Origin of the sequence: Actinacidiphila guanduensis, assembly GCF_900103985.1 — a bacterium.
GTDB classification, from domain to species: domain Bacteria; phylum Actinomycetota; class Actinomycetes; order Streptomycetales; family Streptomycetaceae; genus Actinacidiphila; species Actinacidiphila guanduensis.
In genome coordinates this window covers 516,739-541,538 of record NZ_FNIE01000004.1, presented here as the reverse complement: position 1 = coordinate 541,538, position 24,800 = coordinate 516,739, and the positions used below count along the sequence as shown (strand labels likewise).

The following is a 24,800-nucleotide window of genomic DNA, read 5'->3' as shown; positions in this document are numbered from 1 at the left end:
GGCCCGTTCCGGCCGGCGCGCCGCCGCACAGGGCGCACGCGAGACGAGAAGGTGCGAGCGAAACCCATGACGCAGCCGAACATCTTCGACGACGACGCCCCGTGGGCGGAGTGGCTCCCCGAACTGCGCATGCTGCTGGAGGCGTACGCCGCGGTGCCGCGCGAGGAGCGCTTCACCGACACCGACGAGACGCCCTCCCCGGCCATGCGCGCCTACCTGCGCATCGCCGCCTACTACCCCGGGCGCGCCTACCGGGCCACCCACGAGATCCTCGACGTCCTCAAGTACGGCCTGGACGAGGCCGACGTGGCCGACAACCTCGCGTCCATGCCGCCGATCGTCGCCCCGCCCGGCCGCACCCGCGAGGACTGCCTCATCGCGATGCTCCCGCACCTGGCGGCCTTCACCGAGGACCGCGAACGGGCCGAGCCCGCCGTGCCCGAGACGACCTGGGAGTACCGCGAGCGGCTGCCCAACCTCGCCCACCTGCTCGGCTCGTACTTCCACCAGGACGCCGAACCCCCCTACGAGGCCGCGGTGGACGACTACCTGGCCCACACCTGGGACCACCAGGTGGCCGCCGCCGCCCGCGAGGCCCGCGAACTGCTGTCCCTGTGCGGGTCGGAGGAGGACACCGCCGAGGGCGTCCGCATGCTCGGGGCCGCCGTCCTGCCCGAACCCGACGCCGTACGTGGCTGGCTCGACCGGCTCGCCGGCCGGCTGGACGCCCACCTGAGCGCGCAGGGCTACCGGCCGCACCCCACCCGCGACCTCGCCTATCCCCTGCACGACCTCCGCTCTGTCGTACGGTAGGCGGCGTGGCCAAGAAACAAGCCCCGCTGCCCAACCGCCTGGCCCGCCTGGCCACCCGCCTCAGCCGCTCCACCACCGTCGCTGTCCTGCGGCCGGCGGATCACCGCCGCCCGCTCGCCGACGTCTGCTGGGACGTCCTCGACGGGCAGCCGGGCGTGACCCTCGCCGTGTCCGGACCGGGCGACCTCGCCGAACGGCTCGCCCGCCACCCGTCCTTCACCACCGCCGAGGCCGACGGCTGGATCACCGGCACCCTCCTCACCGACCTCGCCTCCGCCGCCGGCCCGCCCGCCGGGGATCCCCAGGCGGACGCCGTCGAGCAGGAGGTCCTGGCCGCTCTCGGCCCCGACGCCCGCTGGCAGACCAACAGCACGCACCCGCGGGCTTCGCCGTCCGGCCGCAGCTGGGACGTGGTGACCACCGCGACCTTCGACCTCCTGGTCACCGCCCGGGGCCCCGCGTACGACCTCGTCCTCCTGCGCTCGCAGGACGACTGACCGCCGGGCGGGCACGGCGGCGGGCGTACGCGGCCGCCGCCACGGCGGTGACACCGAGGAAGCCGAGCGCGAGCAGGAACGTGGGGGAGGTCGGCGAGGCCGCCCGGGCCCCGGCGACGACATAGGCGGCCGTGTTCGCCGTACTGCCCGCGGCTGTCGCCGTCAGGAACGGGGTGAGGCGCACCGTGGAGACGGCGGCGGCGTAGTTCGCCGCGGCGAACGGGACACCGGGGAAGAGCCGCAGCGCGAGGGTGCTGCGGAAGCCGTGCCGGCTGAGCTGCCGGTCGAGCGAGAGCGCGAACCGCCCCCGCAGCAGGGTGCGCAGCGCGTCGCGGCCGAGCGCCCGCCCGAGCACGAAGGACAGCCCGGCGCCCAGGACGGTGCCGCCGACCGCCGCGGGCAGCCCGGCCTGGATGCCGTAGAGCGCGCCGGCGGCGGCGTTGAGCAGCGGCCGCGGCACGAAGGCGACGGTCGCCAGCCCGTACGCGAGGGCGAACACCAGGACGGCCGTGGCGCCGGAACCGTGCGGCCCCCACCCCCGGGTCAGCAGCCGCTCCAGCCGGTACGCCAGCACGACCGCGACGCCCACCCCGAGCAGGACGACCAGCAGCGCGAACCGACCCCACGGCGAGAGCAGCCGCCGCAGCGAGCGCACAACGGGCGAAGAGGGCGGAAGGCGGCCGATCCAGGGCGGTTCCCGCCCCGTACTGCCCGACTGTGACCCTGAAGTGAAGGGTGAGACTTCACTCGCGGTGACGTCCACCGGCGCATCGACGGACGCCCCGTCGGCCGCTTCCACCGAGGCTTCTGCGGCCACGTCCGCGACCGCCTCCGCGCGCGCCATCGGCCCCGGCCCCACTACCCCCAGCCCCGGCTCGTCCACCCCGCGAGCCTAACGGAGCCGCCGCGCAACAGCGCTGCCCGACGGCCGGCTGCGGGTCCCGAAGCCCGCGGGCTCGAAACTCGTACGTCCTGAGCCTGCACGCCCGAAGCCCGTACGAGCCGGTGCCGACGACAGGCGGGCGGCGCCCGGAAGAACCCGGGGCTCACCCTTCCTTGCCGCCCGGGCCCGGTGCCGTTCAGGCCCTTTCCACCACCCGCTCGCGCGGGCCGCCCTCCGCCACCACCGGGGAGACCGTCACGGGGGCGGGGGAGCGGCGGTCCAGGATGCCGGCTGTCACCGCGATGGCCAGGCCCACGACGGCCAGGACCGCGCCGACCAGGGACGGGGAGGTCCAGCCCCAGCCCGCGGAGATCGCCGCACCGCCGAGCCAGGCGCCGCCGGCGTTCGCCAGGTTGAAGGCCGAGTGGTTGGAGGCCGAGGCCAGGGTGGGGGCGTGGCGGGCCTTGTTCATCACCAGCATCTGCAGCGGAGTCGTGGTCATGAAGCCCACCGCGCCCAGGAGCACCACGCCGATGGGGGCCGCCACCTTGGAGCCCGCCATCGCGTGGAAGGCGACCAGCACCACGGCGAGCGCGGCCAGGGAGCCGTAGAGGGTCGGGCGCAGGGCACGGTCGGTGAGCGGCCCGGCCGCCAGCGCGCCCAGCGTCATGCCGATGCCGAACAGGGCGAGCAGCAGCGTCACCGAGGAGTCGGAGAAGCCGGTCACCTTCGTCATCATCGAGGCCAGGTAGCTGTAGACGGCGAAGACACCACCGAAGCCGAAGACCGCCGTGAGCAGGCCCAGGACCACCTGCGGTTCGCGCAGCGCGCGCAACTCCTGCCCGACGCCGCCGTGTTCCTCCATCGGCTGGTGCGGGATCAGCAGCGACAGCGCCGCCAGCGAGAGCAGGCCGACCACCGAGACGACCACGAACGTCGCCCGCCAGCCCAGGTGCTGGCCGAGCGCGGTGGCCGCGGGCACCCCGACGATGTTGGCGACGGTCAGTCCGAGGAACATCGCCGCGACCGCCCGCGCCCGCCGGTCCTCGGCGACCATCCGCGAGGCCACGACTGCCCCGACGCCGAAGAACGCCCCGTGCGGCAGCCCCGCGAGGAAGCGGCCGCCCAGCAGCCACCAGTAGCCGGGCGCGAAGGCGGAGAAGAGGTTGCCGACGGTGAACAGGCCCATGAGCAGGAGCAGCATGCGGCGGCGCGGGATGCGCGCGCCCACGGCGGTGAGCAGCGGGGCGCCGACGACGACGCCGAGCGCGTACGCCGAGACGAGGTAACCCGCGGTCGGCACGGACGTACCGAGGTCGCCCGCGACGTCGGGCAGCAGGCCCATCATCACGAACTCGGTGGTGCCGATGCCGAAGGCGCTCACCGCCAGGGCGAGGATGGCCAGGGGCATGGAAGGTCCTTAACGGGTGAGGGTGGGTCCTGACGGGGGGACGGGGCGGGGACGGGGCGGAGCAGCGGGCGGTACGGGGAGGGGCGGAGCGGCTGGAGCGCGGGCCGACCTGCGACCCGCATAAGTTTAGCAACGGAACAAAGTCTTGCACCCCTCGGATTCCCGCACGTCACCAACGGGTGAAGTTCGCTGGACGATTGCGTCACCCCGGGGTGGGGTGCGGATCGGCCGGCGGGGACGTTCGGCACTGGCCGCGCGGCGCCGGGAGAGCGACGGTGGAAGTGCGGGCCGGTCCGGCCTGCGACAGGCGCGACCCGAGGAGGAAGCATGACCGCGAAGGCCGAACGACGGCAGGGCTGGGCACCCAACCTCCCGGACCTGCTCGACTGGGTGGGCACGGTGCCGGGGCTGCGCATTCCGGGCGGGCCGCACGGCATCGCCGTCGAGGAGCGGCTGTCCGACGACGCCTACACCGTCAGCGCGGAGCTGCCGGGCATCGACCCCGACGAGGACGTCGAGATCACGGTCGAGGACGAGTTGCTGACCATCCGCGCCGAGCGCACCGAGAAGACCGAGGACCGGCAGCGCTCGGAGTTCCGCTACGGCCAGTTCACCCGCGCCGTCCGGCTCCCCGCCGGCGCCCGCACCAAGGAGGCCAGGGCCACCTACGACCAGGGCATCCTCACCGTGACGGTCCCGCTCGCGGCGGCCAAGGAGACCGCGCGGACGATCAAGGTCGAACGCAAGGAGCCCTGAGGGGCTCACGAAGAGGGTTCGCCGTATCCGCCGCCGCCCGGGGTCTCGATCACCAGGACGTCCCCGGCGGCCACGTCCACCCCCGCGCACCCCGGCAGGTGCCGCACGGTGCCGTCCGCCCGCTCCACGCGGTCCCGGCCGAGGGCGCCCGGGCGGCCGCCGGCCATGCCGTACGGCGGCACCCTGCGGTGCGAGGACAGGGTGCTGACCCGCATCGGCTCGCGGAAGCGGATACGGCGCACCACCCCGTCGCCGCCGCGCCAGCGGCCCGCTCCGCCGCTGCCGCGCCGCACCGCGAACTCCTCGACCAGCACCGGGTGCCGCCACTCCAGCACCTCGGGGTCGGTCAGGCGCGAGTTCGTCATGTGGGTCTGCACGGCGTCGGCGCCGTCGAATCCGTCGCCCGCGCCCGAGCCGGAGGCGACTGTCTCGTAGTACTGGTGCCGCTCGTTGCCGAAGGTGACGTTGTTCATCGTGCCCGAGCCCTCGGCCTGCACGCCCAGAGCCGCGTAGAGGGCGCCGGTGACCGCCTGTGAGGTCTCCACATTGCCCGCGACCACGGCGGCCGGGCGCTGCGGGGCGAGCATGGAGCCCGGCGGCAGGACGAGCGTCAGCGGGCGCAGGCAGCCGTCGTTGAGCGGGATGTCGTCGGCGACCAGGGTGCGGAAGACGTACAGGGCGGCGGCGCTCGCCACCGAGGCGGGCGCGTTGAAGTTGCTGTCCAGCTGGGGCGAGGTGCCGGTGAAGTCGAGCGTGGCGGACCGGCGTTCGCGGTCGACGCGGACCTTGACGCGGATGACGGCGCCGGAGTCCGTCTCGTAGGCGCACGAGCCCTCGCCGAGCGTGTCCACCGCCCGCCGGACGGCCTCCTCGGCGTTGCGCTGCACGTGCCGCATGTAGGACTGCACCACGTCGAGCCCGAAGTGCCCGATCATGCGGGTCACCTCCTCGACGCCCTTGTGGTTGGCGGCGATCTGGGCGCGCAGGTCCGCGAGGTTGGTGGCCGGGTCGCGCGAGGGGTGCGGGCCCGCGGTGAGCAGGTCATGCGTCTCGCGCTCGCGCAGCCGGCCGCCCTGCACCAGCAGCCAGTTGTCGAAGAGCACCCCTTCGTCCTCGATCCGGCGGCTGCCGGCCGGCATGGAGCCGGGCGCGATGCCGCCGATCTCGGCGTGGTGGCCGCGCGAGGCGACGAAGAACAGCAGTTCCGGATCGGCGCCGGAGCCGAAGACGGGGGTGATCACGGTGACGTCGGGCAGGTGGGTGCCGCCATGGTACGGGTCGTTGACCGCGTAGGCGTCGCCGGGCCGCAGGGCGCCCGCCCGGCGGCGCACCACCTCCTTGACGCTGGTGCCCATCGAGCCGAGGTGCACCGGGATGTGGGGCGCGTTGGCCACCAGGTTGCCCTCGGGGTCGAACAGGGCGCAGGAGAAGTCCAGCCGCTCCTTGATGTTCACCGACTGCGCGGTGGACTCCAGCCGGGCGCCCATCTGCTCGGCGATCGACATGAAGAGGTTGTTGAAGACCTCCAGCAGCACCGGGTCGGCGGCGGTGCTCACCCGGTCCTCGCGCGGGGCCGCGACCCGCCGCATCAGCAGGTGCCCGGCCCGCGTCACCGACGCCTGCCAGCCGCGGTCCACCACCGTGGTCGCGTTGTCCTCGGCGAGGATCGCCGGGCCGTCGACCACCTCGCCCGGCCGCAGCGCCGCGCGCCGGTGCAGCGGGACCTCGCGCCAGGCCCCGCCCTCGTGCATCCGCACCTGCTCGGGGCGGGCGGCGGCCCTGGGCGGCGGCCCGGCCGCGAGGTCGGGCTGCTCGGTGACGCCGACGGCCTCCACCGACAGCGCCTCCACCACGACCGGCCGGTCCATCAGGAAGGAGTAGCGGGCGCGGTGGGCGGACTCGAAGGCGGCCGCCATGGCGTCGGGGGAGTCGAGATCGACGGTCAGGGCGGTGTCGGTGCCGTCGTAGCGCAGGTGGGCGCGGCGGGCGACGCGGATACGGGCCGCGGGCACGCCCTCGTCGGCGAGTTCGCCCCGGGCGGCGGCCTCCAGCTCGCCGGCGGCCGACTCCACCGCGGGCATCGCACCCTGCCCCAGGGGGAGTTCGACGGAGCGCTCGCGCATCGCGGTGGTATCCGCCAGGCCGATGCCGAGGGCGGAGAGCACCCCGGCCATGGGCGGCACCAGGACTGTGCGGATGCCGAGCGCGTCGGCGACCGCGCAGGCGTGCTGGCCGCCGGCACCGCCGAAGGTGGTCAGCGCGTACTGCGTGATGTCGTGGCCCTTCTGGACCGAGATCCGCTTCACCGCGCCCGCGATGTCGGCCACCGCGATCCGCAGGAACCCTTCCGCAACCTGCTCGGGCGTGCGGGTATCGCCGCTCTCGCGCCGGATGGCGGCCGCGAGATCGGTGAAGCCGCGCCGGACGGCCTCGGTGTCGAGCCGCTGGTCGCCGCGGGGACCGAAGACGGCCGGGAAGTGGGCGGCCTGGACCCGGCCGAGCATCACATTGGCGTCGGTGACGGTGAGCGGGCCGCCCGCCCGGTAGCAGGCCGGGCCGGGATCGGCGCCGGCGGACTGCGGGCCCACCCGGTAGCGGCCGCCGTCGAAGCGCAGCACCGAGCCGCCGCCCGCGGCCACCGTGCGGATGTCGAGCATGGGGGCGCGCAGCCGCACCCCGGCCACCTGGGTGGCGAACACCCGCTCGTAGGAGCCGGCGTAGTGCGAGACGTCGGTGGAGGTGCCGCCCATGTCGAAGCCGATCACCTTGTCCAGCCCGGCCAGTTCGGACATGCGGACCATGCCGACGATGCCGCCGGCCGGACCCGACAGCACCGCGTCCTTGCCGCGGAAGTGGCCCGCCTCGGCGAGGCCGCCGTTGGACTGCATGAACATCAGCCGCACACCCGGCAGTTCGCCGGCGACCTGGGCGACGTAGCGGCGCAGCACGGGGGAGAGGTAGGCGTCGACCACGGTGGTGTCGCCGCGCGGCACCACCTTCATCAGCGGGCTGACCTCGCTGGACAGCGACACCTGCGGGAAGCCGATCCGGCGGGCGAGTTCGCCGATGCGCTGCTCGTGCGCGGGGTGCAGATGGCTGTGCAGGCACACCACGGCCAGCGCGCGGATGCCGTCGTCGTAGGCGGCCCGCAGGTCCGCGGCCAGCCGCTCCAGGTCGGGCGGGCGCAGCACCTCGCCCTGCGCGGTGATCCGCTCGTCCACCTCCACCACGCGCTCGTGCACCTGCTCGGGCAGCACGATGCGGCGGTCGAAGATGCGCGGGCGGTTCTGGTAGCCGATCCGCAGGGCGTCGGCGAAGCCGCGGGTGACCACCAGGGCGACCCGCTCGCCTGTGCGCTCCAGCAGCGCGTTGGTGGCCACGGTGGTGCCCATCCGCACCGCCTCGATGCGCTCGGTCGGCACCGGGTCGCCGGGGCGGGTGCCGAGCAGGTGGCGGATGCCGGCCACGGCGGCGTCCGGGTAGCGGGCCGGGTTGTCCGAGAGCAGCTTGTGGGTGCGCAGACGGCCGTCGGGCCCGCGGGCGACGACGTCGGTGAAGGTGCCGCCGCGATCGATCCAGAACTGCCATCCCTGGTCGGCCATGGCCCCCAGTATCCGGGGACCGGGCAATACGCCGCAAACAGGGCGATCCCCCACTGCGGGCGGCGATGCCTGCGCCCGTTCGCCGGTGGCACGATACTTGCGGCAGGTGTCATCCAGGCCAACACGGGCGCGGGTGCCCGTACGACTCCGAGGAGGGCGGCGATGGGCCGCACGAACCACCGCGTCGCCGTGCTGGTGCTGGAGGGCGCGAAGCCCCTCGACGTCGGCATCCCGGCGCAGGTGTTCTCCAACCGGCCGAGCATGCCCTACGAGGTGCGGATGTGCGGGGCCGCGCCCGGGCCGGTGACCGGCGGCGACGGGCTGTCCTACCACGTGGCCGAGGGCCTGGACGCCGTCGCCCAGGCCGACACCGTCTTCATCCCCGGCTACCGCGAGCCCGCGACGACCGAGCCGCCCGCCGCGGTCGTCGGCGCCCTGCTCGCCGCCCACGAGCGCGGCACCCGGCTCGCCGCGATCTCCACCGGCGCCTTCGCGCTGGCCGCCACCGGCCTGCTCGACGGCAAGCGGGCCACCACGCACTGGCACTACACCAAGGCGCTCGCCCGGCGGCACCCGCTGGTGCGGGTGGACGAGAACGTGCTCTTCGTCGACGAGGGCGACGTGCTCACCTCCGCGGGCGCCGCCTCCGGGATCGACCTGTGCCTGCACCTCGTCCGGCGCGACCACGGCGTGGGCCTGTCCAACCACGTGGCCCGGCGGCTGGTGGCCGCGCCCTACCGCAGCGGCGGGCAGGCCCAGTACGTACCGCGCAGCGTGCCCGAACCGCTGGGCGAGGTCTTCGCGCGCACCCGCGAGTGGGCCCTTGAGCACCTGGCCGAGCCGCTGACCCTGGAGGCGCTCGCGCGCAACGCCCGGGTCTCCGCGCGGACCTTCTCGCGCCGCTTCGTGGAGGACACCGGCTACACGCCCATGCAGTGGGTGCTGCGGGCGCGGGTGGACCTCGCCCGCGAGCTGCTGGAGCGCACCGAGCTGGGGGTGGAGCAGATCGCGGTGCGGGTCGGGCTCGGCACCGGGGCGAACCTGCGGCTGCACTTCCAGCGCATCCTGGGCACCTCGCCGACGGAGTACCGGCACACCTTCTCGGCCTGAGGCCGCCCCTGGGGGCGGCCGCCACGGGCTGCGAGAGCCTGGCGAGATCCTTGCGGGCCGTGGCGAAAGGTCTGGCGGGATGCTTGCGCACCATGGCGGCCCGGCCAATGTCGGAACGGCGGCCGGGCGCCGACCATGGGGAGCGAGAACGAAAGGAACCCCCATGACCCGCATCGCCGTCAACGGATTCGGCCGCATCGGGCGCAACACGCTGCGCGCCCTCCTCGCCCGCAAGAGCGACCTCGAAGTCGTCGCCGTCAACGACCTCACCGCCCCCGAGACCCTCGCGCACCTGCTGAAGTACGACAGCGCCCTCGGCCGGCTCGACGAGAGCGTCGAGGTCGACGGGACCGACCTGGTGGTCGGCGGGCGGCCGCTGAAGGTGCTCGCCGAGCGCGACCCCGCGGCACTGCCGTGGGCCGACCTCGGCGTCGACATCGTGCTGGAGTCCACCGGCCGCTTCACCGCCGCGAGCGCCGCGGCCGCCCACATCGAGGCCGGCGCCAAGCGCGTCCTGGTCAGCGCCCCCTCCGAGGGCGCCGACGTCACCCTCGCCTACGGCGTCAACACCGAGGTCTACGATCCGGCCGCCCACGTCATCGTCTCCAACGCCTCCTGCACCACCAACGCGCTCGCGCCGCTCGCCTCCGTCCTGGACGACCTGGCCGGCATCGAGCACGGCTTCATGACCACCGTGCACGCCTACACCCAGGAGCAGAACCTCCAGGACGGCCCGCACCGCGACCTGCGCCGGGCCCGCGCCGCCGGCGTCAACATCGTGCCCACCACCACCGGCGCCGCCAAGGCGATCGGCAAGGTGCTGCCCAACCTCGATGGCAAGCTTTCCGGCGACTCCATCCGGGTGCCGGTCCCGGTCGGCTCGATCGTGGAACTCAACACCACCGTCTCCCGCGACGTCACCCGCGACGAGGTGCTGGCCGCCTACCGCGCCGCCGCCGACGGACCCCTGCTCGGCATCCTGGAGTACGCCGACGAGCCGCTGGTCTCCAGCGACATCACCGGCCGCCCCGCCTCCGCCGTCTTCGACGCGGCCCTCACCCGCGTCGACGGGCGCCACGTGAAGGTCGTCGCCTGGTACGACAACGAGTGGGGCTTCTCCAACCGCGTCGTGGACACCCTCGAACTGCTCGCGCGCGACTGAGCCGGCTCCTTCGCGCGTCGGCGTCCCGCCTCGTCCCCCTCGCCCCGGCCGTCCGGAGGGGGGACGGCCGCGGCAAAGTGCGGGATGGTGGACGAGGGGGGACGGACGCGGAGAGGACGGGACGATGAGCGTGAAGGTGCTGCTGGTCGCCGGGGACGCGGCGGAGTCGCTGGAGGTGATGTACCCCTACCAGCGGCTGCTGGAGGAGGGGTACGCGGTCGAGGTCGCCGCGCCGGCCAGGAAGAAACTGCAGTTCGTGGTGCACGACTTCGTGGACGGGTTCGACACCTACACCGAGAAGCCGGGCTACACCTGGCCGGCCGACGTGGCCTTCGAGGACGTCGAGCCCGACGCGTACGCGGCCCTGGTGATCCCCGGCGGGCGCGCGCCGGAATACCTGCGCAACGACCCCGCGCTCCAGCGGATCGTCCGGCACTTCTTCGACGCGGGCAAACCCGTGGCGCAGATCTGCCACGGACCGCTGATCACCGCTGCCGCGGGCGCCCTGGCCGGCCGGACGACGGCCGCCTACCCGGCGCTCGCACCGGACGTCGCCGCGGCCGGCGCGACCTTCGAGGACGGCGACGGCGTGGTGGACGGCAGCCTCGTCTCCGCCCGCGCCTGGCCGGACCACCCCACGTGGATGCGGGCGTTCATCGAGGTGCTGCGCAAGGCGGCGCCGCCCGCCTGACCGGCACGGTATGAGCCAAGGGCCCCCTGCGCGGGGGCCCTTCGCGCTGTCCGGGGGCTGCCGGGGAGCTGTCCCCTGCCTGTCCTGTGCCTGTTCTGGGGCTGTCCGGGGCGCGGCAGCCGACCCCGGCTGCGGGACGTGGCGCGCGCCACTGGAGAATCGGGAATCGGGCCGCCCCCCGTACGGCTGAACGAGCGGGAGGGCCACACCCTGTGAGACCCGCCGGACCTTTTCGGACAAGGAAGTTGATCCGCATGTACAAGAAGATCCTCGCCGCCGTGGACGGCTCGGCGCACGGTAACGCCGTCCTGGACTCGGTCGCCGAGCTCGCCAAGCTGACCGGCGGCACCGTGCACGTCATCCACATCCGCCCGTCCCTGGTCTACGACGCCGGGCTCGCCACCTCCGTGGTGCCCACCGAGGACGCCGCCGAGGGGCAGACGGTGGTCGACGAGGCGCTGGCCGTGCTGCGCGAGAAGGGCATCACCGCCGAGGGCGAGGTGGACGAGGGCCTGCGCGAGGACCTGGCCGCGATCCTCGTGGAGCGGGCCGAGGCCCTGGGCAGCGACCTGATAGCCGTCGGCCCGGGCCACTACAGCGGCATCTCCGCGCTGCTGCACCCGAGCGTCAGCCGCGGCGTGGCCAAGACGGCCCGCGTCTCGGTGCTCCTGGTGCACAGCGAGGGCTGAGCCTGCGGGGCCGCGGGGCCGCGCTGCGGCGGCACCGGCCCGTACCGCTCGCCCGGTCCGAAGAGGTCCGCGCCATGTGTCACGGCCCCCGCGGGGCCCCGGTCCAAGGGGCCCCGCGGGGGCCGTCGCATGCGTACGGGCGCCCGCAGGGGGCGCACCCCGCGGTGCCGCGCGCCCGCTCGTGCCTTCCGCTCGCGCCTTCCGTTCACGCCTCCGGGTGGTAGCGGGCGATCGCCGCCGCAGAGACGGCCGCGCCCAGCGAGAGCAGCACCGCGAAGCCCAGCATCACCGGGTCCAGGCTCGCGTGGTCCGTGATCACGCTGAACAGGATCGAGGGACCGCCGAGCCCGACGTAGCCGGCGATGAAGTACACCGCGAGGACGCCCGCCCGCGAGCGCGGCTGCGCGGCGGCCCCGGCCTCCATCACCCCGCCCTTGAAGAGCACCCCGGCGCCCGCGCCCGCCACGGCGACCGCCACCAGGAAGAGCCACAGCCGCGGGTCGCGGGTCGCCACGACGACCAGGGCGAGGCCCACCGGGAAGACGACCGCGCCCACCACCGCCGTCGGCACCGGCCGCAGCCGCCCGATCAGCAGCTGGCCCACCGCGGCCGCGGCGAACATCAGCGCCGGCGCCAGCCCCGCGAGGAAGTGCGAGCCGATCCCGAGGTCGGTGTGCAGGATGATCGCGCCGAGCGAGCTGACCAGGCCGAGCAGCGCGAAGGAGAAGAAGCCCAGCCCGCACGCGGCCGCGAAGACCTTCGCCGCCCCCGGGCGCAGCGCGAACCGCGCCGGGCGGTCGGCCGAGCGGCGGCCGCGGTCCACCGTCTCGGGCGTGCACAGCGCCAGCACCAGGCACACCGCCATGGCCGCGGCGAAGCCGAGCTGGGTGGCCGGCAACGGGTGCGGCGCCCACTGCGCGACGATGCCGGCCGCCAGCGGGCCGAGCGCCAGCCCGCCGAGGTTCGCCATGGTGGCCACCACCCCGGGCACCGCGGAGACCGGCCGGTCCGGGTGCGCGCGGCGGTGCAGGTCGTACAGGTAGGTCGTCGCGGTGGAGGCCATCAGGCCGATGCCGACGCCGTTGAGCACCCGGCCCGCCAGCAGGCCGCCCAGGCCGGTCCAGAAGGCGAGCACGAGCGCCGCGACGATCGCCACCGCCAGCGCGGCCACCACCACCCGGCGCCGGCCCAGCCGGTCCGACAGGTGGCCGAGCGCCGCGAAGCCGAAGGCCGCGCCGATGACGAGCACCGCGTAGGCGACGGTCACCGTGGTCGCGCCGAAGCCGTCCCTCGCCTCGTAGAGCGGCCACAGCGGGGTGGGGGCGGTGCCGAAGGCCATCAGGACCGCGAAGGCGGTGGCCGTGAACCAGAAGCCGGTCCCGGGCGGGACCCGCACCGCCGGCCGTACCGAGCGGGCACGGCCGGCGGCCGCGGCCCGCTCGGCCTGCGCGCTCCTGGACGCCATGGAACCGCCCTTCCCGCCGGGACACCTGCCCCTCCAGGGTGGACGCCGCACCCCGCCGCGTCCAACGTGGCCGGGCGCGCCCTACGGGCCGGTCCGGCTGCCCGGGGCGGTCGGTCCGGGCGGGGCGGACACGCGGCGGCGCACGTCGGTCAGCAGCGTGTCCAACAGGCCGATCAGCAAGGTCCGTTCCTGCGGGGACAGGCCCGCGACCAGGGTGGCCTCGCGGCCGAGGACGGCGTCGACGGACCGCTCGATCAGCGCGTGGCCCTCCTCGGTCAGCTCCACCAGGACACTGCGGCGGCCGGTGCCGGGTGTGCGGCGGACCAGGCCCTCGCGTTCGGCCCGGGCCACGCGCTGGGAGATCGCGCCCGCGGTCACCAGGGTGCGGTGGGCGAGCTGACGGGTGCTCAGCGCGTAGGGCGGGCCGGAACGGCGCACGACCGAGAGCAGGTCGAGGGTGGCGGCGTCGATGCCCGCTCCGCGCAGCACCCGGGCGCGGTCGTCGGCGAAGAGCTTGGCCAGCCGCCAGATCGGCGTGACGACCTCGATCGACGCGGTGGGCGTGCCCGGCCGCTCCCGCTGCCAGGCCGCGGCGATCTCGGCGGCGGACGGTACGGGTCCTGGGTCCTGCTCCTCGGCCACGGTGGGGTTCCCCGCTCTCCTCGACTATGTTTAGGTCTAAACGTAGCAGCGACGGCGCCGCTCGCCCCGACCGCCAGGATCGTCCCACCAGGAGGACCGCCGTGACCCGCTCGACCCGTACCGTGCTCGTCACCGGAGGCAGCAGCGGCATCGGCCGCGCGGTCGCCGCGCGTTTCGCCGCCGACGGCGACCGCGTCGTCATCACCGGACGGAACGCCGCCACCGTCGCCTCGGCGGCGGCGGAACTGGGTGTGGAGGGGGCGGTGTGCGACGCGGCCGACCCCGGCCGGGCGGCGGCGCTGGCCGCCCGGTTCACGACCGTGGACGTGGTGGTCAACGCGGCCGGCGGACTGCCCGGCGCACCCGCGGACAGCCCGGCGCTCGCGGCCCTGCTCGCCCAGTGGCAGGACAGCCTCGCGCAGAACCTGCTCACGGCCGTGGTGACCACCGGCTCGGTGCGCGACAAGCTCGCCCCCGGCGGGGCGGTGATCAGCATCGGCTCGATCGGCGCCGAGCGGCGCGGCGGCTCCTACGGCGCGGCCAAGGCCGCCCTCGCGGCCTGGAACGCCTTCCTGTCCGCCGAACTCGCACCCGGCGGCGTCACCTGCAACGTCATCTCCGCCGGCTTCGTCGAGGGCACCGGCTTCTTCGGCGGCGCACTCACGAAGGCCCGTTACGCCGACCTGGTGGCGGAGACCCACAACAAGCGCCCGGGCACGGTGGACGACATCGCCGGGACCGCCCACTTCCTGGCCTCGCCCGCGGCCCGCCACATCACCGGCCAGACCCTCCACGTCAACGGCGGGGCCTTCACCACACGCTAGGAACAGCCGGAACACGGCCGGACACGGCTGGAGGCGCCTCGATCGCGCCTCGACGGGCCGGGGTCCGGCGAAGAGCCCCGGACATGCGAAAAGCAGGGAGACCTCTCCCCGCCACTTTCAACTTATAGCGCACTGGGGGGCTTGCGGCAAGGCCCCGGGGGTGCTGCACAATCGCTGACCTGATGCGGAAAACCGGGGAAACAGGTGGATTGCGAAGTGCGCGGGTGTATGCGAGGACTTGGCAGGGTTCGCGGATCGAAGGGGGCGGGGCGGTGACCGGGACCCGTAGCAGCGTCTTCGACCTGCCCGAGCGGCTCGCGGCCAAGGCCGAGCCCGCGCTCATCGCCCGCGACGAGCGGCACTTCGCCGAGATCGCGCGGAGCCTGGAGCGGTCGGTGGCCGAACTCTCCGCGCACCTGGACGCCGTGCGCAAGGCGCCCGGCGGCATCGGCCGCGCCGCCATGGACCGCGACACCGAAGTGCACCGCCTGACCGGCAGGCTGCGTGCCCTGCGCCGCTTCGGGCTCGACCTGTGCCTGGGCCGCATCGTCGGCGAGGACGGCGAGCCCGTCTACATCGGGCGCCTCGGCCTCACCGACGGCGACGGGCGCCGGCTGCTGCTCGACTGGCGCTCGCCGGCCGCCGAGCCCTTCTTCGCCGCCACCCACGCCAACCCCATGGGCCTGACCAGCCGCCGCCGCTACCGCTGGACCGGCGGCCGGATCAGCGACTACTGGGACGAGGCGTTCACCGCCGACGCCCTGGAGCAGCACGCTGCCCTGGACGACCAGTCCGCCTTCATCGCGAGTCTGGGCAGCAGCCGTTCGGCCCGGATGCGCGACGTGCTCACCACCATCCAGGCCGACCAGGACGCGGTGATCCGGGCCGGCTCGCGCGGCGCCCTCGTCGTGGACGGCGGGCCCGGCACCGGCAAGACCGTCGTCGCCCTGCACCGCGCGGCCTACCTGCTCTACTCCGACCCGCGGCTGAAGGGCCGTCACCGGCGCGGCGGCGTCCTGTTCGTCGGCCCGCACCAGCCCTACCTCGCCTACGTCTCCGAGGTCCTGCCGAGCCTGGGCGAGGAGGGCGTGCAGACCTGCACCCTCGGCGACCTGCTGCCCGAGGGCGCCAAGGCGCGGCCCGAGGACGACCCGGAGGTCGAGCGCCTGAAGTCGACGGCGGACATGGTCAAGGCGATCGAGGCGGCCGTGCGCATCTACGAGGAGCCGCCCACCGAGGGCATGGCGGTCGCGACCGACTGGGGCGAGCTGTGGATCGGCCCCGACGACTGGGGCGAGGCGTTCGACGCCCCGGGCCCCGGCACCCCGCACAACGAGGCGCGCGAACAGATCTGGGAGGAACTGGCCGCGATCCTGGCCGACCGGCTCGACGGCGAGGTGCCGCCCGAACTCCTGCGCCGCTCCCTGCAGTACGAGGAGGAGCTGGTCGCCACCCTCCACCGGGCCTGGCCGCTGATCGACGCGGCCGACCTCGTCGGCGACCTGTGGTCGGTGCCCGCCTACTTGCGCACGTGCGCGCCCTGGCTGAGCCCCGACGAGGTGCGCGCCCTCCAGCGCAAGCAGGACCCGCAGGCATGGACGACGGCCGACCTGCCGCTGCTGGACGCGGCCCGCCGGCGGCTCGGCGACCCGCGGGCCGCGCGGCTGGAGCAGCGCCGGCAGGCCGCGGCGGACGCCGAACGCGCCCGGATGGCCCGCGTCATCGAGGAGATCGTCACGGCCGCCGACACCGACTCGGCCGGCGACGACAGCGAGGGCGCGGTGCGGATGCTGCGCGGACGGGACCTGCAGGAGGCGCTGGTCGACCAGGCCGCGCTGCCCACCGCCGACCCGGACCGACTCGCCGGGCCCTTCGTGCACGTCGTGGTGGACGAGGCGCAGGAACTCACCGACGCCCAGTGGCAGATGCTGCTGGCGCGCTGCCCCTCGCGCAGCTTCACCATCGTGGGCGACCGGGCGCAGGCCCGGCAGGGCTTCACCGAGTCCTGGCAGGAGCGGCTGGAGCGGGTCGGCTTCGACCGGATCACCGTGGCCTCGCTCGGCATCAACTACCGCACCCCCGAAGAGGTGATGGCCGAGGCCGAGCCCGTCATCCGGGCCGTGCTGCCCGACGCCAACGTGCCGGCCGCCGTGCGCAGCAGCGGCATCCCGGTACGGCACGGGACCGTCGCCGAACTCGACACGGTCCTGGACGGCTGGCTCGCCGCCCACGCCGAGGGCACCGCCTGCGTCATCGGCGCCCGAGGCCCGGCACCGGCCTCGCTCCGGGTACGGGCGCTGCCCCCCGAACTCACCAAGGGCCTGGAGTTCGACCTGGTCGTCCTGGTCGACCCCGAATCCTTCGGCGAGGGCACCCAGGGAGCGGTGGACCGCTACGTCGCGATGACCCGGGCAACCCGGCAACTCGTCGTCCTCACCGCCGAGTAGCGGGGGCGCCCCAGTCGGCCGGCTCCGGGGACGCGGCGCTCCCGTTCCGGCGGACGGGGCGCCGCAGGACGGGAGCGGTGCGGGGCTCCGGCCGCCGGGGACCCGTGTCGCGGCACCCGGTCCGTACAACGATGTAAAGCACCGCCCGGCCCCGGGGAAAGAATCCTGTCATGCCCACCCTCGGCCCGCGCGGGACCGTTCGTGGGTGCTCCGGCCTGCCTCGCAGGTCGCACGCCGTCTGACGGGCATTCAGTTCGGTCACCTGTGAAGCAGCCATGCGGAGAGCGCTCCGGCCGGGCGGCTGTGCAACGTCGTAACGAACGGACCCTTGACACCCCTTCAGTCACAGGAGGAGCATCACATCCCGGTTTCCCGACAACGTTGTCGAGTCCGGCTGTGGAGGGTGAGATGGACCGTACGACAAGGGCGCGCGGGAGAACGCGCAGGGCGGCCGCGGCCGTGGCGGTCGCGTTCGCCACGGCGGCCGCCGCCGTCGCCGCGCTGCTGCCCGCGCAGGACGCCGCCGCGCTCGATTCGGCCCCGCACGGCGGCGACCTCACGCACCTGGTCAACCCGTTCATCGGCACGCAGAACGACGGCAACACCTACCCGGGCGCCGCCGTGCCCTTCGGCATGGTCCAGCTCTCGCCCGACACCGGCCACAACACCGGCTACGACTACAACCAGAACCGCATCCTCGGCTTCAGCTCCGTGCACCTGTCCGGCGTCGGCTGCGGTCTGGGCGGCGACCTGCCCGTGCTGCCGACCACCGGCGCCATCACCAGCACCGACGACGCCACCTACGCGGCGGCCTTCAGCCACGACGACGAGAGCGCCTCGCCCGGCGCCTACAGCGTCAAGCTCTCCACCGGCATCACCGCCGAGCTGACCGCGACCAGGAGGACCGGCTGGCAGCGCTACACCTTCCCCGCCACCGGCCAGGCGAACGTGATGCTGGACGCGGGCCAGGCGCTGCACCAGGTCACCAGCAGCACCGTCACCGTCCTCGACGACCGCACCGTGCTCACCTCCATCACCGGCCGCGGCTTCTGCCAGGACACCCAGCCCTACACGCTCTACACCGAGACCCGCTTCGACCGGCCGTTCGCCTCCTTCGGCACCTGGAAGGGCAGCACGGTCACCGCCGGCAGCCGCACCAGCACCTCCACCGGCCTCGGCGGCGCCTACGCGCGCTTCGACACCACCGAGGACCGCACCGTCACCGCGGTCACCGCGCTGTCCTGGACCGGCCCGGCCGGCGCCGCGGAGAACCTCGCCGCCGAGGGCAGGGGCAGCTTCGACGCCGCCCGCGACGCCGCCCGGCAGGCATGGCAGCAGCGGCTGTCGCAGATCCGCGTGCAGGGCGGCACCGACGAGCAGCAGCGCACCTTCTACTCCTCGCTCTACCGCTCCTTCCTCGCCCCGAACATCGGCAGCGACGTGGACGGCCGCTACAAGGGCTGGGACGGCAAGGTGCACCCCGCCGACGGGATCACCTACTACCAGAACTGGTCGCTGTGGGACACCTACCGCACCCAGCAGCAGCTCCTCTCGCTCCTCGCGCCGCACGAGGCACGGGACATGGCGCTGTCCCTGCTGCGGGTCGGCGAGCAGAGCGGCCAACTGCCGCGCTGGGGCTACGCGACGGTGGAGACCAACATCATGACCGGCGACCCGGTCACCCCGTTCCTGGTGGACGCCTGGCGGCAGGGCCTGCTCAAGGGGCACGAGGAGGAGGCGTACCAGGCGCTGAAGAAGCACGTGGACCACGCCGCGCCGGACTCCTCGCCCTCCGCGGTGCGCCAGGCCGACCCCGAGTACCTCAAGAACGGCTTCGTGCCCTACGACCCGGCCCGCCCGCAGCCCAAGCCCGGTGACGACGACTACCAGCACGGCCCCTCGGCCACCCTGGAGTACGCGCTGGCCGACGCCGCCCTCGGCGGCATGGCCCGCGACCTCGGGCACACCAAGGACGCGGCCACCTACCTGACGCGCGGCCAGAACTACCGCAGCATCCTCAACCCGGCCACCGGCTTCTTCCAGGCCCGCGACGACGACGGGCTGTTCACCGGCCCCACCGACCCCGCCTCCAGCGTCGGCTTCCACGAGGGCACGGCCTGGCAGTACATGTGGCTGGTGCCGCAGGACGTGCCCGGCCTGGTCGGCCTGATCGGCGGCCAGGACACCGCGAACTCCCGGCTGGACTCCTTCTTCGCCTACGACCAGCTGCTGAAGGACCCGGCCGGCACCGCCCGCAACGTGTGGGTCAACGGCCCCTACTCGTACTACAACCAGGACAAGTACAACCCGCAGAACGAGCCCGACCTCAACGCGCCCTACACCTACCTGTCCACCGGGCAGCCGTGGAAGACCACCGACGTGGTGCACGCGGCGCTGACCCTGTTCACCGACGCGCCCGACGGCGTCACCGGCAACGACGACCTCGGCACGATGTCCGCCTGGCAGGTGCTCTCCGCGATCGGCCTGTACCCGCTGGCGCCCGGCACTGCCGAATGGGGCATCTCCACCCCCGAGTTCAGCCGGGTGGACCTCACCCTGGACCGGGCGTACTACCCGCACGGCACGCTCACCGTGACCGCCCGCGGCAGCAGCGACACCGACCGCTACATCCAGACCGCCGCCCTGGGCGGCAAGCGGCTCGACGACACCTACCTCACCACCGCGGACATCAAGGCCGGCAAGGACCTCGCCCTCACCGTCGGCGCCGCGCCCTCCCGTTGGGGCACCGCCGCCGCGGACGCGCCGCCCGCCCTGGACCACGTCGCCGACAACCGGCGGCACACCTCGGCCGGCATCACCCCGGCCGCCCCCGGCATGCTCGCCGGCGGCAGCGGCGTGGACGTCACCGCCTCCGGGGTGCTGACCGGACCGGGCCACGTCTCGGGCACCCTGACCGTCAGTGCGGGCGGCCCGCTCACCGCGACCCCGGCGAGCACCGCGCTGCACGCCGACTCCGGGTCGCTGCCGGCCACCACCGCCGTGCCGGTGCACATCACCGCCCCGGCCGGCACACCGCCCGGCACCTACCCGCTGACCGTGCGGGTGCGGCAGAACGGCGGGCCGAGCGCCAGCAGGACGGTGCAGGTCTCCGTCGCCGCGGCCGACTGCAAGGCGGCGGCCGGCGACTGCCCGCAGGACCTGACCGCCCTCTACGACACCGACGGCGTCGGCACCTCGGGCAGCCCGCAGGGCGCCGGCTTCGACGGCGGTGGGTTCGCCTTCCCCGCCGAGCAGTTGCCCGCGCCCGGCACCGGAGTGCTCGCCGGCCACGCCTACACCTTCCCGGACACCGCCGGCGACGCGAAGAACTTCGCCACCGCGCACGGCCAGACCCTGGACCTGGTGCCGCGGGCCTACTCGGGCCTGGACGTCCTGCTCTCCGCGCACAACGGCGACGTCACCGCGAACGCCACCGTCCACTACGCCGACGGCACCTCGGCGCCCGTCACCCTGAAGGCCACCGACTGGGCGGCCGGCTCGCCGCGGCTCGGCGAGGACACCGCGATCCGCGCCGACAGCCGCTACGACGCCCAGGGCCGGCCGGACGGCGTCGCGGTCAGCATCTGGCACCTGGCCGTCCCGCTCGACGCGAGCCGGACCGCGGTGTCGCTGACCCTGCCCGACAACGACCACCTCGCCCTGTACGCGGTCAGCGGCCGCGACGCCTGAGACCCGCGGGCGCCGGCCCGTCCGGCGGCGCCCGCACATCCCCCCGCACCGCAACTGGCGCGCCCGCCCCCTGTCCACACCCGGGGGCGGGCGCGCCGACCACCACCCGCCGAGCCACAACCCGAAAGGCAGTACGCATGAGAAGTGGCCGACCACGCCGCCTCCTGGCCAGACCCCTGCTGGCCGCAGCGGTCTCCGTGGCCCTGACCGTGCCGCTGTCGGCGGTCGCGCACGCGGCCACCGGCACAGCAGGGCAGGGCCACGCGCCCGCCCCCGCCTTCAGCACGTCCTTCGAGGACGGGCAGGCGCAGCCGGCCGCCGACACGGCCGAGACCCTGGGGGACGGCAAGCCCTGGGTCTCGGGCGTGACCGCGGGCACCCTGCCCGTGCTGCCCGGCAGCATCAAGGACAAGATCACGGCGGTCACCGCCAACTCCGACAACCCGCCGAACGAGACCGCGCAGAAGGCCGCCGACGAGGACCCCAACACCAAGTGGCTGACCTTCAACTCCACCGGCTGGCTGCAATACCGGCTCAGCGGTGACGTGACGGTCAAGAAGTACGCACTGACCTCCGCGAACGACTCCCCGGGCCGCGACCCGAAGGACTTCCAGCTCCAGGGTTCGCAGGACGGCAGCCACTGGACGACCGTCGACAGCCGCACCGGCCAGGACTTCCCCGGCCGGTTCAAGTCCCATGTGTACGACGTGGCGAACCCGGGTGCGTACTCCTATTACCGGCTCAACGTCAGCCTCAACCACGGCGACCCGATCGTGCAGCTCGCCGACCTGATCCTCTCCGACGGCTCCACCGGGCCCGCCCCGGCCGCCGGGATGACCACCGAGGTCGGCACCGGCCCCTCCTCGGGCCCCAACGTCACGCCCAACGTGGGCTTCACCGGCCTCAAGGCGCTGGAGTACGCCGGCACCCACACCGCCGACGGCGCCGTGCACGCCTACAACAAGCTCTACGACGTGCACATCAAGGTCGCCCGCGACACGCAGCTGTCGTACGACATCTTCCCCGAGCTGACCGGCGGCGACCTCGCCTACCCGAGCACCTACGCCGCCATCGACCTGCACTTCACCGACGGCACCTACCTCAGCCAGTCGAGGAACCCCGCCGACGACCAGAACGGCGTGCCGCTCACCCCGCGCGAGCAGGGCGACAGCAAGATCCTCTACGCCTCGCAATGGAACGCGCAGAGCGCCGACATCGGCAAGGTCGCGGCCGGCAAGACCATCGACCGCATCCTGCTCGGCTACGACAACCCCAAGGGCAGCGCGGCCGAGGGCGCCCAGACCCAGTTCAAGGGCTGGATCGACGACCTGGCGATCGGCTCGGCCCCCGCGGCCGACCCGCACGCGACCTACGCCGACCACGTCGACACCCGGCGCGGCACCAACGCCTCCGGCTCCTTCTCCCGCGGCAACAACCTGCCGGCGACCGCCGTACCCAACGGCTTCAACTTCTACACGCCGGTCACCGACGCGGGCAGCGACAGCTGGGAGTACTCCTACGCGGCCCAGAACAACGCCGACAACCTGCCCACCCTGCAGGCGCTCGGCATCAGCCACGAGCCGAGCCCGTGGATGGGCGACCGCGACCTGTTCCAGGTGATGCCCTCGGCGGCCACCGGCACGCCCAGCCTGGACCGCGCCAAGCGCGCGCTGCCCTTCAAACACTCCGACGAGACGGCCAAGCCGCAGTACTACGGCGTGACCTTCACCGACGGCATCAAGGCCGAGATCGCACCCGCCGACCACTCGGCGGACTTCCGGTTCACCTTCACCGGTGACACCGGCGACCTGCTCTTCGACAACATCGACAACAACGGCGGCCTCACCTTCGACCCCGCCGACGGCACCCTGCAGGGCTGGGCCGAGCACAAGAGCGGCCTGTCCACCGGCGCCTCGCGGATGTTCGTCTACGCCGAGTTCGACCAGAAGCCCACCACCGCGCAGAAGGTCACCGGCTACGGCCGCGACAACGTCACCGGCTACGCGCAGTTCGACACCTCGAAGTCCAAGACCGTCACCATGCGGATCGCGACCTCGTTCATCAGCGTCGACCAGGCGAAGAAGAACCTGTCCCTGGAGATCCCGCAGGGCACGTCCTTCGGCACCGTGGAGAAGCGCGCCGCCCAGCAGTGGAACGCCAAGCTCGGCAAGGTCGAGGTGCAGGGCGCCAGCAGCGACCAGCTCACCACGCTCTACTCCGACCTGTACCGGATGAACCTCTACCCGAACAACGGGTCGGAGAACACCGGCACCGCCGCGCACCCGGTCTGGCAGTACGCCAGCGCCTACCAGCCGCAGGGCACCAGCACCGCCACCCAGACCGGCGCCAAGGTCGTGGACGGCAAGGTGTACGTCAACAACGGCTTCTGGGACACCTACCGCAGCGAATGGCCCGCCTACTCCCTGCTGGAGTCCAAGACGGCAGGTCAGCTCGTCAACGGGTTCGTGCAGCAGTACAAGGACGGCGGCTGGACCGCCCGCTGGTCCTCGCCCGGTTACGCCGACCTGATGACCGGCACCAGCTCGGACGTCGCCTTCGCCGACGCCTACGCCAAGGGCGTCACCGGCTTCGACGCCCAGGCGGCCTACGAGGCGGCAGTGAAGAACGCCACCGTGGTGCCCACCAACTCCGGTGTGGGCCGCAAGGGCCTGTCGACCTCGGAGTTCACCGGCTACACCGACACCTCCGTGGACGGCAGCATCTCCTGGTCGCTGGACGGCTACGTCAACGACTACGGCATCGGCACCATGGCGGCCAAGCTCGCCAAGGACCCGAAGACGCCCAAGGCCGACCGCGAGCGGTACAAGGAGGAGTCCGCGTACTTCCTCGCCCGCGCCCAGGACTACACAGAAGTCTTCAACAAGAACACCGGCTTCTTCGAGGGCCGCAACCCCGACGGCAGCTGGCGGGTCCCGGACAGCTCGTACGACCCGCAGACCTGGGGCTATGAGTACACCGAGTCCAACGGCTGGAACTACGCCTTCACCGTGCCGCAGGACCCGGCGGGCCTGGCCTCGATCTACGGCGGCCAGAAGAACCTGGAGAAGAAGCTCGACACGTTCTTCTCCACCCAGGAGACCGCCGACGGCGACACCGGCTCCTACGGCGGCACCATCCACGAGATGATCGAGGCCCGCGACGTGCGGATGGGCGAGCTGGGCATGAGCAACCAGCCCTCCTACGCCATCCCGTACATGTACGACTACGCGGGCGCCCCGGCCAAGACCCAGGCCGTCGTCCGGCAGATCGAGCAGCGCCTCTACACCGGCAGCTCCATCGGCGAGGGCTACCCCGGCGACGAGGACAACGGCGCCGCCTCCACCTGGCAGATCTTCGGTGCGCTCGGCTTCTACCCGCTCCAGGTCGGCAGCGACAACTACGTGATCGGCTCGCCGCTGTTCACCAAGGCCACCATCCACCTGGACAACGGCCGCAGCATCGTCGTCAACGCACCCGGCAACAGCGGCAAGAACGTCTACGTGCAGTCGCTGAAGGTGAACGGCAAGCCGTACGACAAGGTCTACCTGACCCAGGACCAGCTGTCGGCCGGCGCCGTGCTGGACTTCACCATGGGGTCCCAGCCGTCGTCCTGGGGCACCGGCAAGGACGCCCTGCCGACCTCGCTGACGCCCAAGGGCGGCACCCCCAGCCCGCTCACCGACACCACCGGCAGCGGCCTGGGCACCGCCACCGCCTCGGACGGCACCGCCACCGCGGCGCTGTTCGACAACACCTCCGCCACGCAGGCGACCTTCACCACCGCCACGCCGCAGATCACCTACACCTACAGCGGGAGCGGCCAGAAGGCCACCTTCTACACCCTGACCTCCGGCAGGACCGCGGGCCAGGATCCGACCGCGTGGCGGCTCGAGGGCTCCACCGACGGCACCCACTGGAAGACCGTCGACTCCCGCACCGGCCAGTCCTTCGACAACCGGCTGCAGACCCGGCCCTTCGAGATCGCCCACCCGGGCACCTACACCTCCTACCGGCTGGTGGTGACCGCGGGCAGCGGTGACACCACCACCCTGGCGGAGGTCGAGCTGCTGCACTGACCCACGGGGCCGGCAAGCAGCGGGGGCGCGGCCGTTCGGCCG

15 protein-coding genes and 1 pseudogene are annotated in these 24,800 nt (G+C 73.6%); 11 read left to right on the top strand and 5 right to left on the bottom strand.

The features are described from left to right. Nucleotides 1-66 precede the first annotated feature (66 nt). Both BLR33_RS11255 and BLR33_RS11250 read left to right on the top strand, forming a co-directional pair. Entirely contained in the window at nucleotides 67-813 is a 747-nt protein-coding gene (locus BLR33_RS11255; protein ID WP_093784189.1) for a contact-dependent growth inhibition system immunity protein, read from the top strand. 5 nt (nucleotides 814-818) lie between these two features. After that, a complete protein-coding gene (locus BLR33_RS11250) occupies nucleotides 819-1,310 on the top strand; it encodes a hypothetical protein (RefSeq protein ID WP_093784188.1) in 492 nt (163 codons plus the stop codon). Here BLR33_RS11250 and BLR33_RS11245 read toward each other — a convergent pair. Both BLR33_RS11245 and BLR33_RS11240 read right to left on the bottom strand, forming a co-directional pair. After that, a complete protein-coding gene (locus BLR33_RS11245; RefSeq protein WP_093784187.1) occupies nucleotides 1,255-2,154 on the bottom strand; it encodes a TVP38/TMEM64 family protein in 900 nt (299 codons plus the stop codon). The two genes, BLR33_RS11250 and BLR33_RS11245, sit on opposite strands and share 56 nt — an antisense overlap. Before the next feature lie 235 nt (nucleotides 2,155-2,389). Then, the gene (locus BLR33_RS11240; protein ID WP_093784186.1) at nucleotides 2,390-3,604 is read right to left on the bottom strand and encodes an MFS transporter; all 1,215 of its coding nucleotides are present in this window, start codon (nucleotides 3,602-3,604) and stop codon (nucleotides 2,390-2,392) included. Nucleotides 3,605-3,931: 327 nt separating this feature from the next. Between BLR33_RS11240 and BLR33_RS11235 the strand changes: the two genes are divergently transcribed. Further along, complete coding sequence (locus BLR33_RS11235; protein WP_093784185.1) at nucleotides 3,932-4,360, top strand: Hsp20/alpha crystallin family protein; 429 nt, start codon at nucleotides 3,932-3,934, stop codon at nucleotides 4,358-4,360. A gap of 5 nt (nucleotides 4,361-4,365) precedes the next feature. Here BLR33_RS11235 and BLR33_RS11230 read toward each other — a convergent pair whose 3' ends face one another. Continuing rightward, the gene (locus BLR33_RS11230) at nucleotides 4,366-7,962 is read right to left on the bottom strand and encodes a hydantoinase B/oxoprolinase family protein (protein WP_093784184.1); all 3,597 of its coding nucleotides are present in this window, start codon (nucleotides 7,960-7,962) and stop codon (nucleotides 4,366-4,368) included. Between the two features lie 162 nt (nucleotides 7,963-8,124). On the opposite strand from BLR33_RS11230, the gene BLR33_RS11225 reads away from it, so the two are divergent. From BLR33_RS11225 to BLR33_RS11210, 4 genes are all read left to right on the top strand, one after another. Further along, nucleotides 8,125-9,072, top strand: a complete 948-nt coding sequence (locus BLR33_RS11225; protein ID WP_093784183.1) for a GlxA family transcriptional regulator — start codon at nucleotides 8,125-8,127, stop codon at nucleotides 9,070-9,072. 163 nt (nucleotides 9,073-9,235) lie between these two features. Further along, nucleotides 9,236-10,234 (top strand): type I glyceraldehyde-3-phosphate dehydrogenase, encoded by a 999-nt coding sequence (gap, locus tag BLR33_RS11220; protein ID WP_093784182.1) that lies wholly within the window; start codon nucleotides 9,236-9,238, stop codon nucleotides 10,232-10,234. 124 nt (nucleotides 10,235-10,358) lie between these two features. Then, nucleotides 10,359-10,925, top strand: a complete 567-nt coding sequence (locus BLR33_RS11215; RefSeq protein WP_093784181.1) for a DJ-1/PfpI family protein — start codon at nucleotides 10,359-10,361, stop codon at nucleotides 10,923-10,925. Nucleotides 10,926-11,179: 254 nt separating this feature from the next. Further along, nucleotides 11,180-11,614, top strand: coding sequence for a universal stress protein (locus BLR33_RS11210; RefSeq protein ID WP_093784180.1), 435 nt, complete (start codon nucleotides 11,180-11,182; stop codon nucleotides 11,612-11,614). A 205-nt stretch (nucleotides 11,615-11,819) separates the two neighbouring features. On the opposite strand, the gene BLR33_RS11205 is transcribed toward BLR33_RS11210, so the two are convergent. Both BLR33_RS11205 and BLR33_RS11200 read right to left on the bottom strand, forming a co-directional pair. Further along, nucleotides 11,820-13,079, bottom strand: coding sequence for an MFS transporter (locus BLR33_RS11205; RefSeq protein WP_093784179.1), 1,260 nt, complete (start codon nucleotides 13,077-13,079; stop codon nucleotides 11,820-11,822). An 81-nt stretch (nucleotides 13,080-13,160) separates the two neighbouring features. Next, nucleotides 13,161-13,721, bottom strand: coding sequence for a MarR family winged helix-turn-helix transcriptional regulator (locus BLR33_RS11200; RefSeq protein WP_093784178.1), 561 nt, complete (start codon nucleotides 13,719-13,721; stop codon nucleotides 13,161-13,163). 101 nt (nucleotides 13,722-13,822) lie between these two features. Between BLR33_RS11200 and BLR33_RS11195 the strand changes: the two genes are divergently transcribed. The 4 genes and pseudogenes from BLR33_RS11195 to BLR33_RS11180 all read left to right on the top strand — a co-directional run bounded on the left by BLR33_RS11195 (nucleotide 13,823) and on the right by BLR33_RS11180 (nucleotide 24,758). Continuing rightward, the gene (locus BLR33_RS11195; RefSeq protein ID WP_245771335.1) at nucleotides 13,823-14,545 is read left to right on the top strand and encodes an SDR family NAD(P)-dependent oxidoreductase; all 723 of its coding nucleotides are present in this window, start codon (nucleotides 13,823-13,825) and stop codon (nucleotides 14,543-14,545) included. Nucleotides 14,546-14,817: 272 nt separating this feature from the next. Then, entirely contained in the window at nucleotides 14,818-16,992 is a 2,175-nt protein-coding gene (gene helR / locus BLR33_RS11190) for an RNA polymerase recycling motor ATPase HelR (RefSeq protein WP_093784176.1), read from the top strand. 408 nt (nucleotides 16,993-17,400) lie between these two features. Continuing rightward, a pseudogene (locus BLR33_RS11185) lies at nucleotides 17,401-19,767 on the top strand (GH92 family glycosyl hydrolase); the annotation flags it as partial. A gap of 1,052 nt (nucleotides 19,768-20,819) precedes the next feature. Further along, a complete protein-coding gene (locus BLR33_RS11180) occupies nucleotides 20,820-24,758 on the top strand; it encodes a GH92 family glycosyl hydrolase (protein WP_093784174.1) in 3,939 nt (1,312 codons plus the stop codon). Nucleotides 24,759-24,800 lie beyond the last annotated feature (42 nt).

What these genes read in the sequence shown, in the direction of transcription:
- BLR33_RS11255 (WP_093784189.1), top strand. Translation starts at nt 67, where the DNA reads ATGACGCAGCCGAACATCTTCGACGACGACGCCCCGTGGGCGGAGTGG.
- BLR33_RS11245 (WP_093784187.1), bottom strand. Translation starts at nt 2,154, where the DNA reads ATGGCGCGCGCGGAGGCGGTCGCGGACGTGGCCGCAGAAGCCTCGGTG.
- BLR33_RS11240 (WP_093784186.1), bottom strand. Translation starts at nt 3,604, where the DNA reads ATGCCCCTGGCCATCCTCGCCCTGGCGGTGAGCGCCTTCGGCATCGGC.
- BLR33_RS11235 (WP_093784185.1), top strand. Translation starts at nt 3,932, where the DNA reads ATGACCGCGAAGGCCGAACGACGGCAGGGCTGGGCACCCAACCTCCCG.
- BLR33_RS11230 (WP_093784184.1), bottom strand. Translation starts at nt 7,962, where the DNA reads ATGGCCGACCAGGGATGGCAGTTCTGGATCGATCGCGGCGGCACCTTC.
- BLR33_RS11225 (WP_093784183.1), top strand. Translation starts at nt 8,125, where the DNA reads ATGGGCCGCACGAACCACCGCGTCGCCGTGCTGGTGCTGGAGGGCGCG.
- gap (WP_093784182.1), top strand. Translation starts at nt 9,236, where the DNA reads ATGACCCGCATCGCCGTCAACGGATTCGGCCGCATCGGGCGCAACACG.
- BLR33_RS11215 (WP_093784181.1), top strand. Translation starts at nt 10,359, where the DNA reads ATGAGCGTGAAGGTGCTGCTGGTCGCCGGGGACGCGGCGGAGTCGCTG.
- BLR33_RS11210 (WP_093784180.1), top strand. Translation starts at nt 11,180, where the DNA reads ATGTACAAGAAGATCCTCGCCGCCGTGGACGGCTCGGCGCACGGTAAC.
- BLR33_RS11205 (WP_093784179.1), bottom strand. Translation starts at nt 13,079, where the DNA reads ATGGCGTCCAGGAGCGCGCAGGCCGAGCGGGCCGCGGCCGCCGGCCGT.
- BLR33_RS11180 (WP_093784174.1), top strand. Translation starts at nt 20,820, where the DNA reads ATGAGAAGTGGCCGACCACGCCGCCTCCTGGCCAGACCCCTGCTGGCC.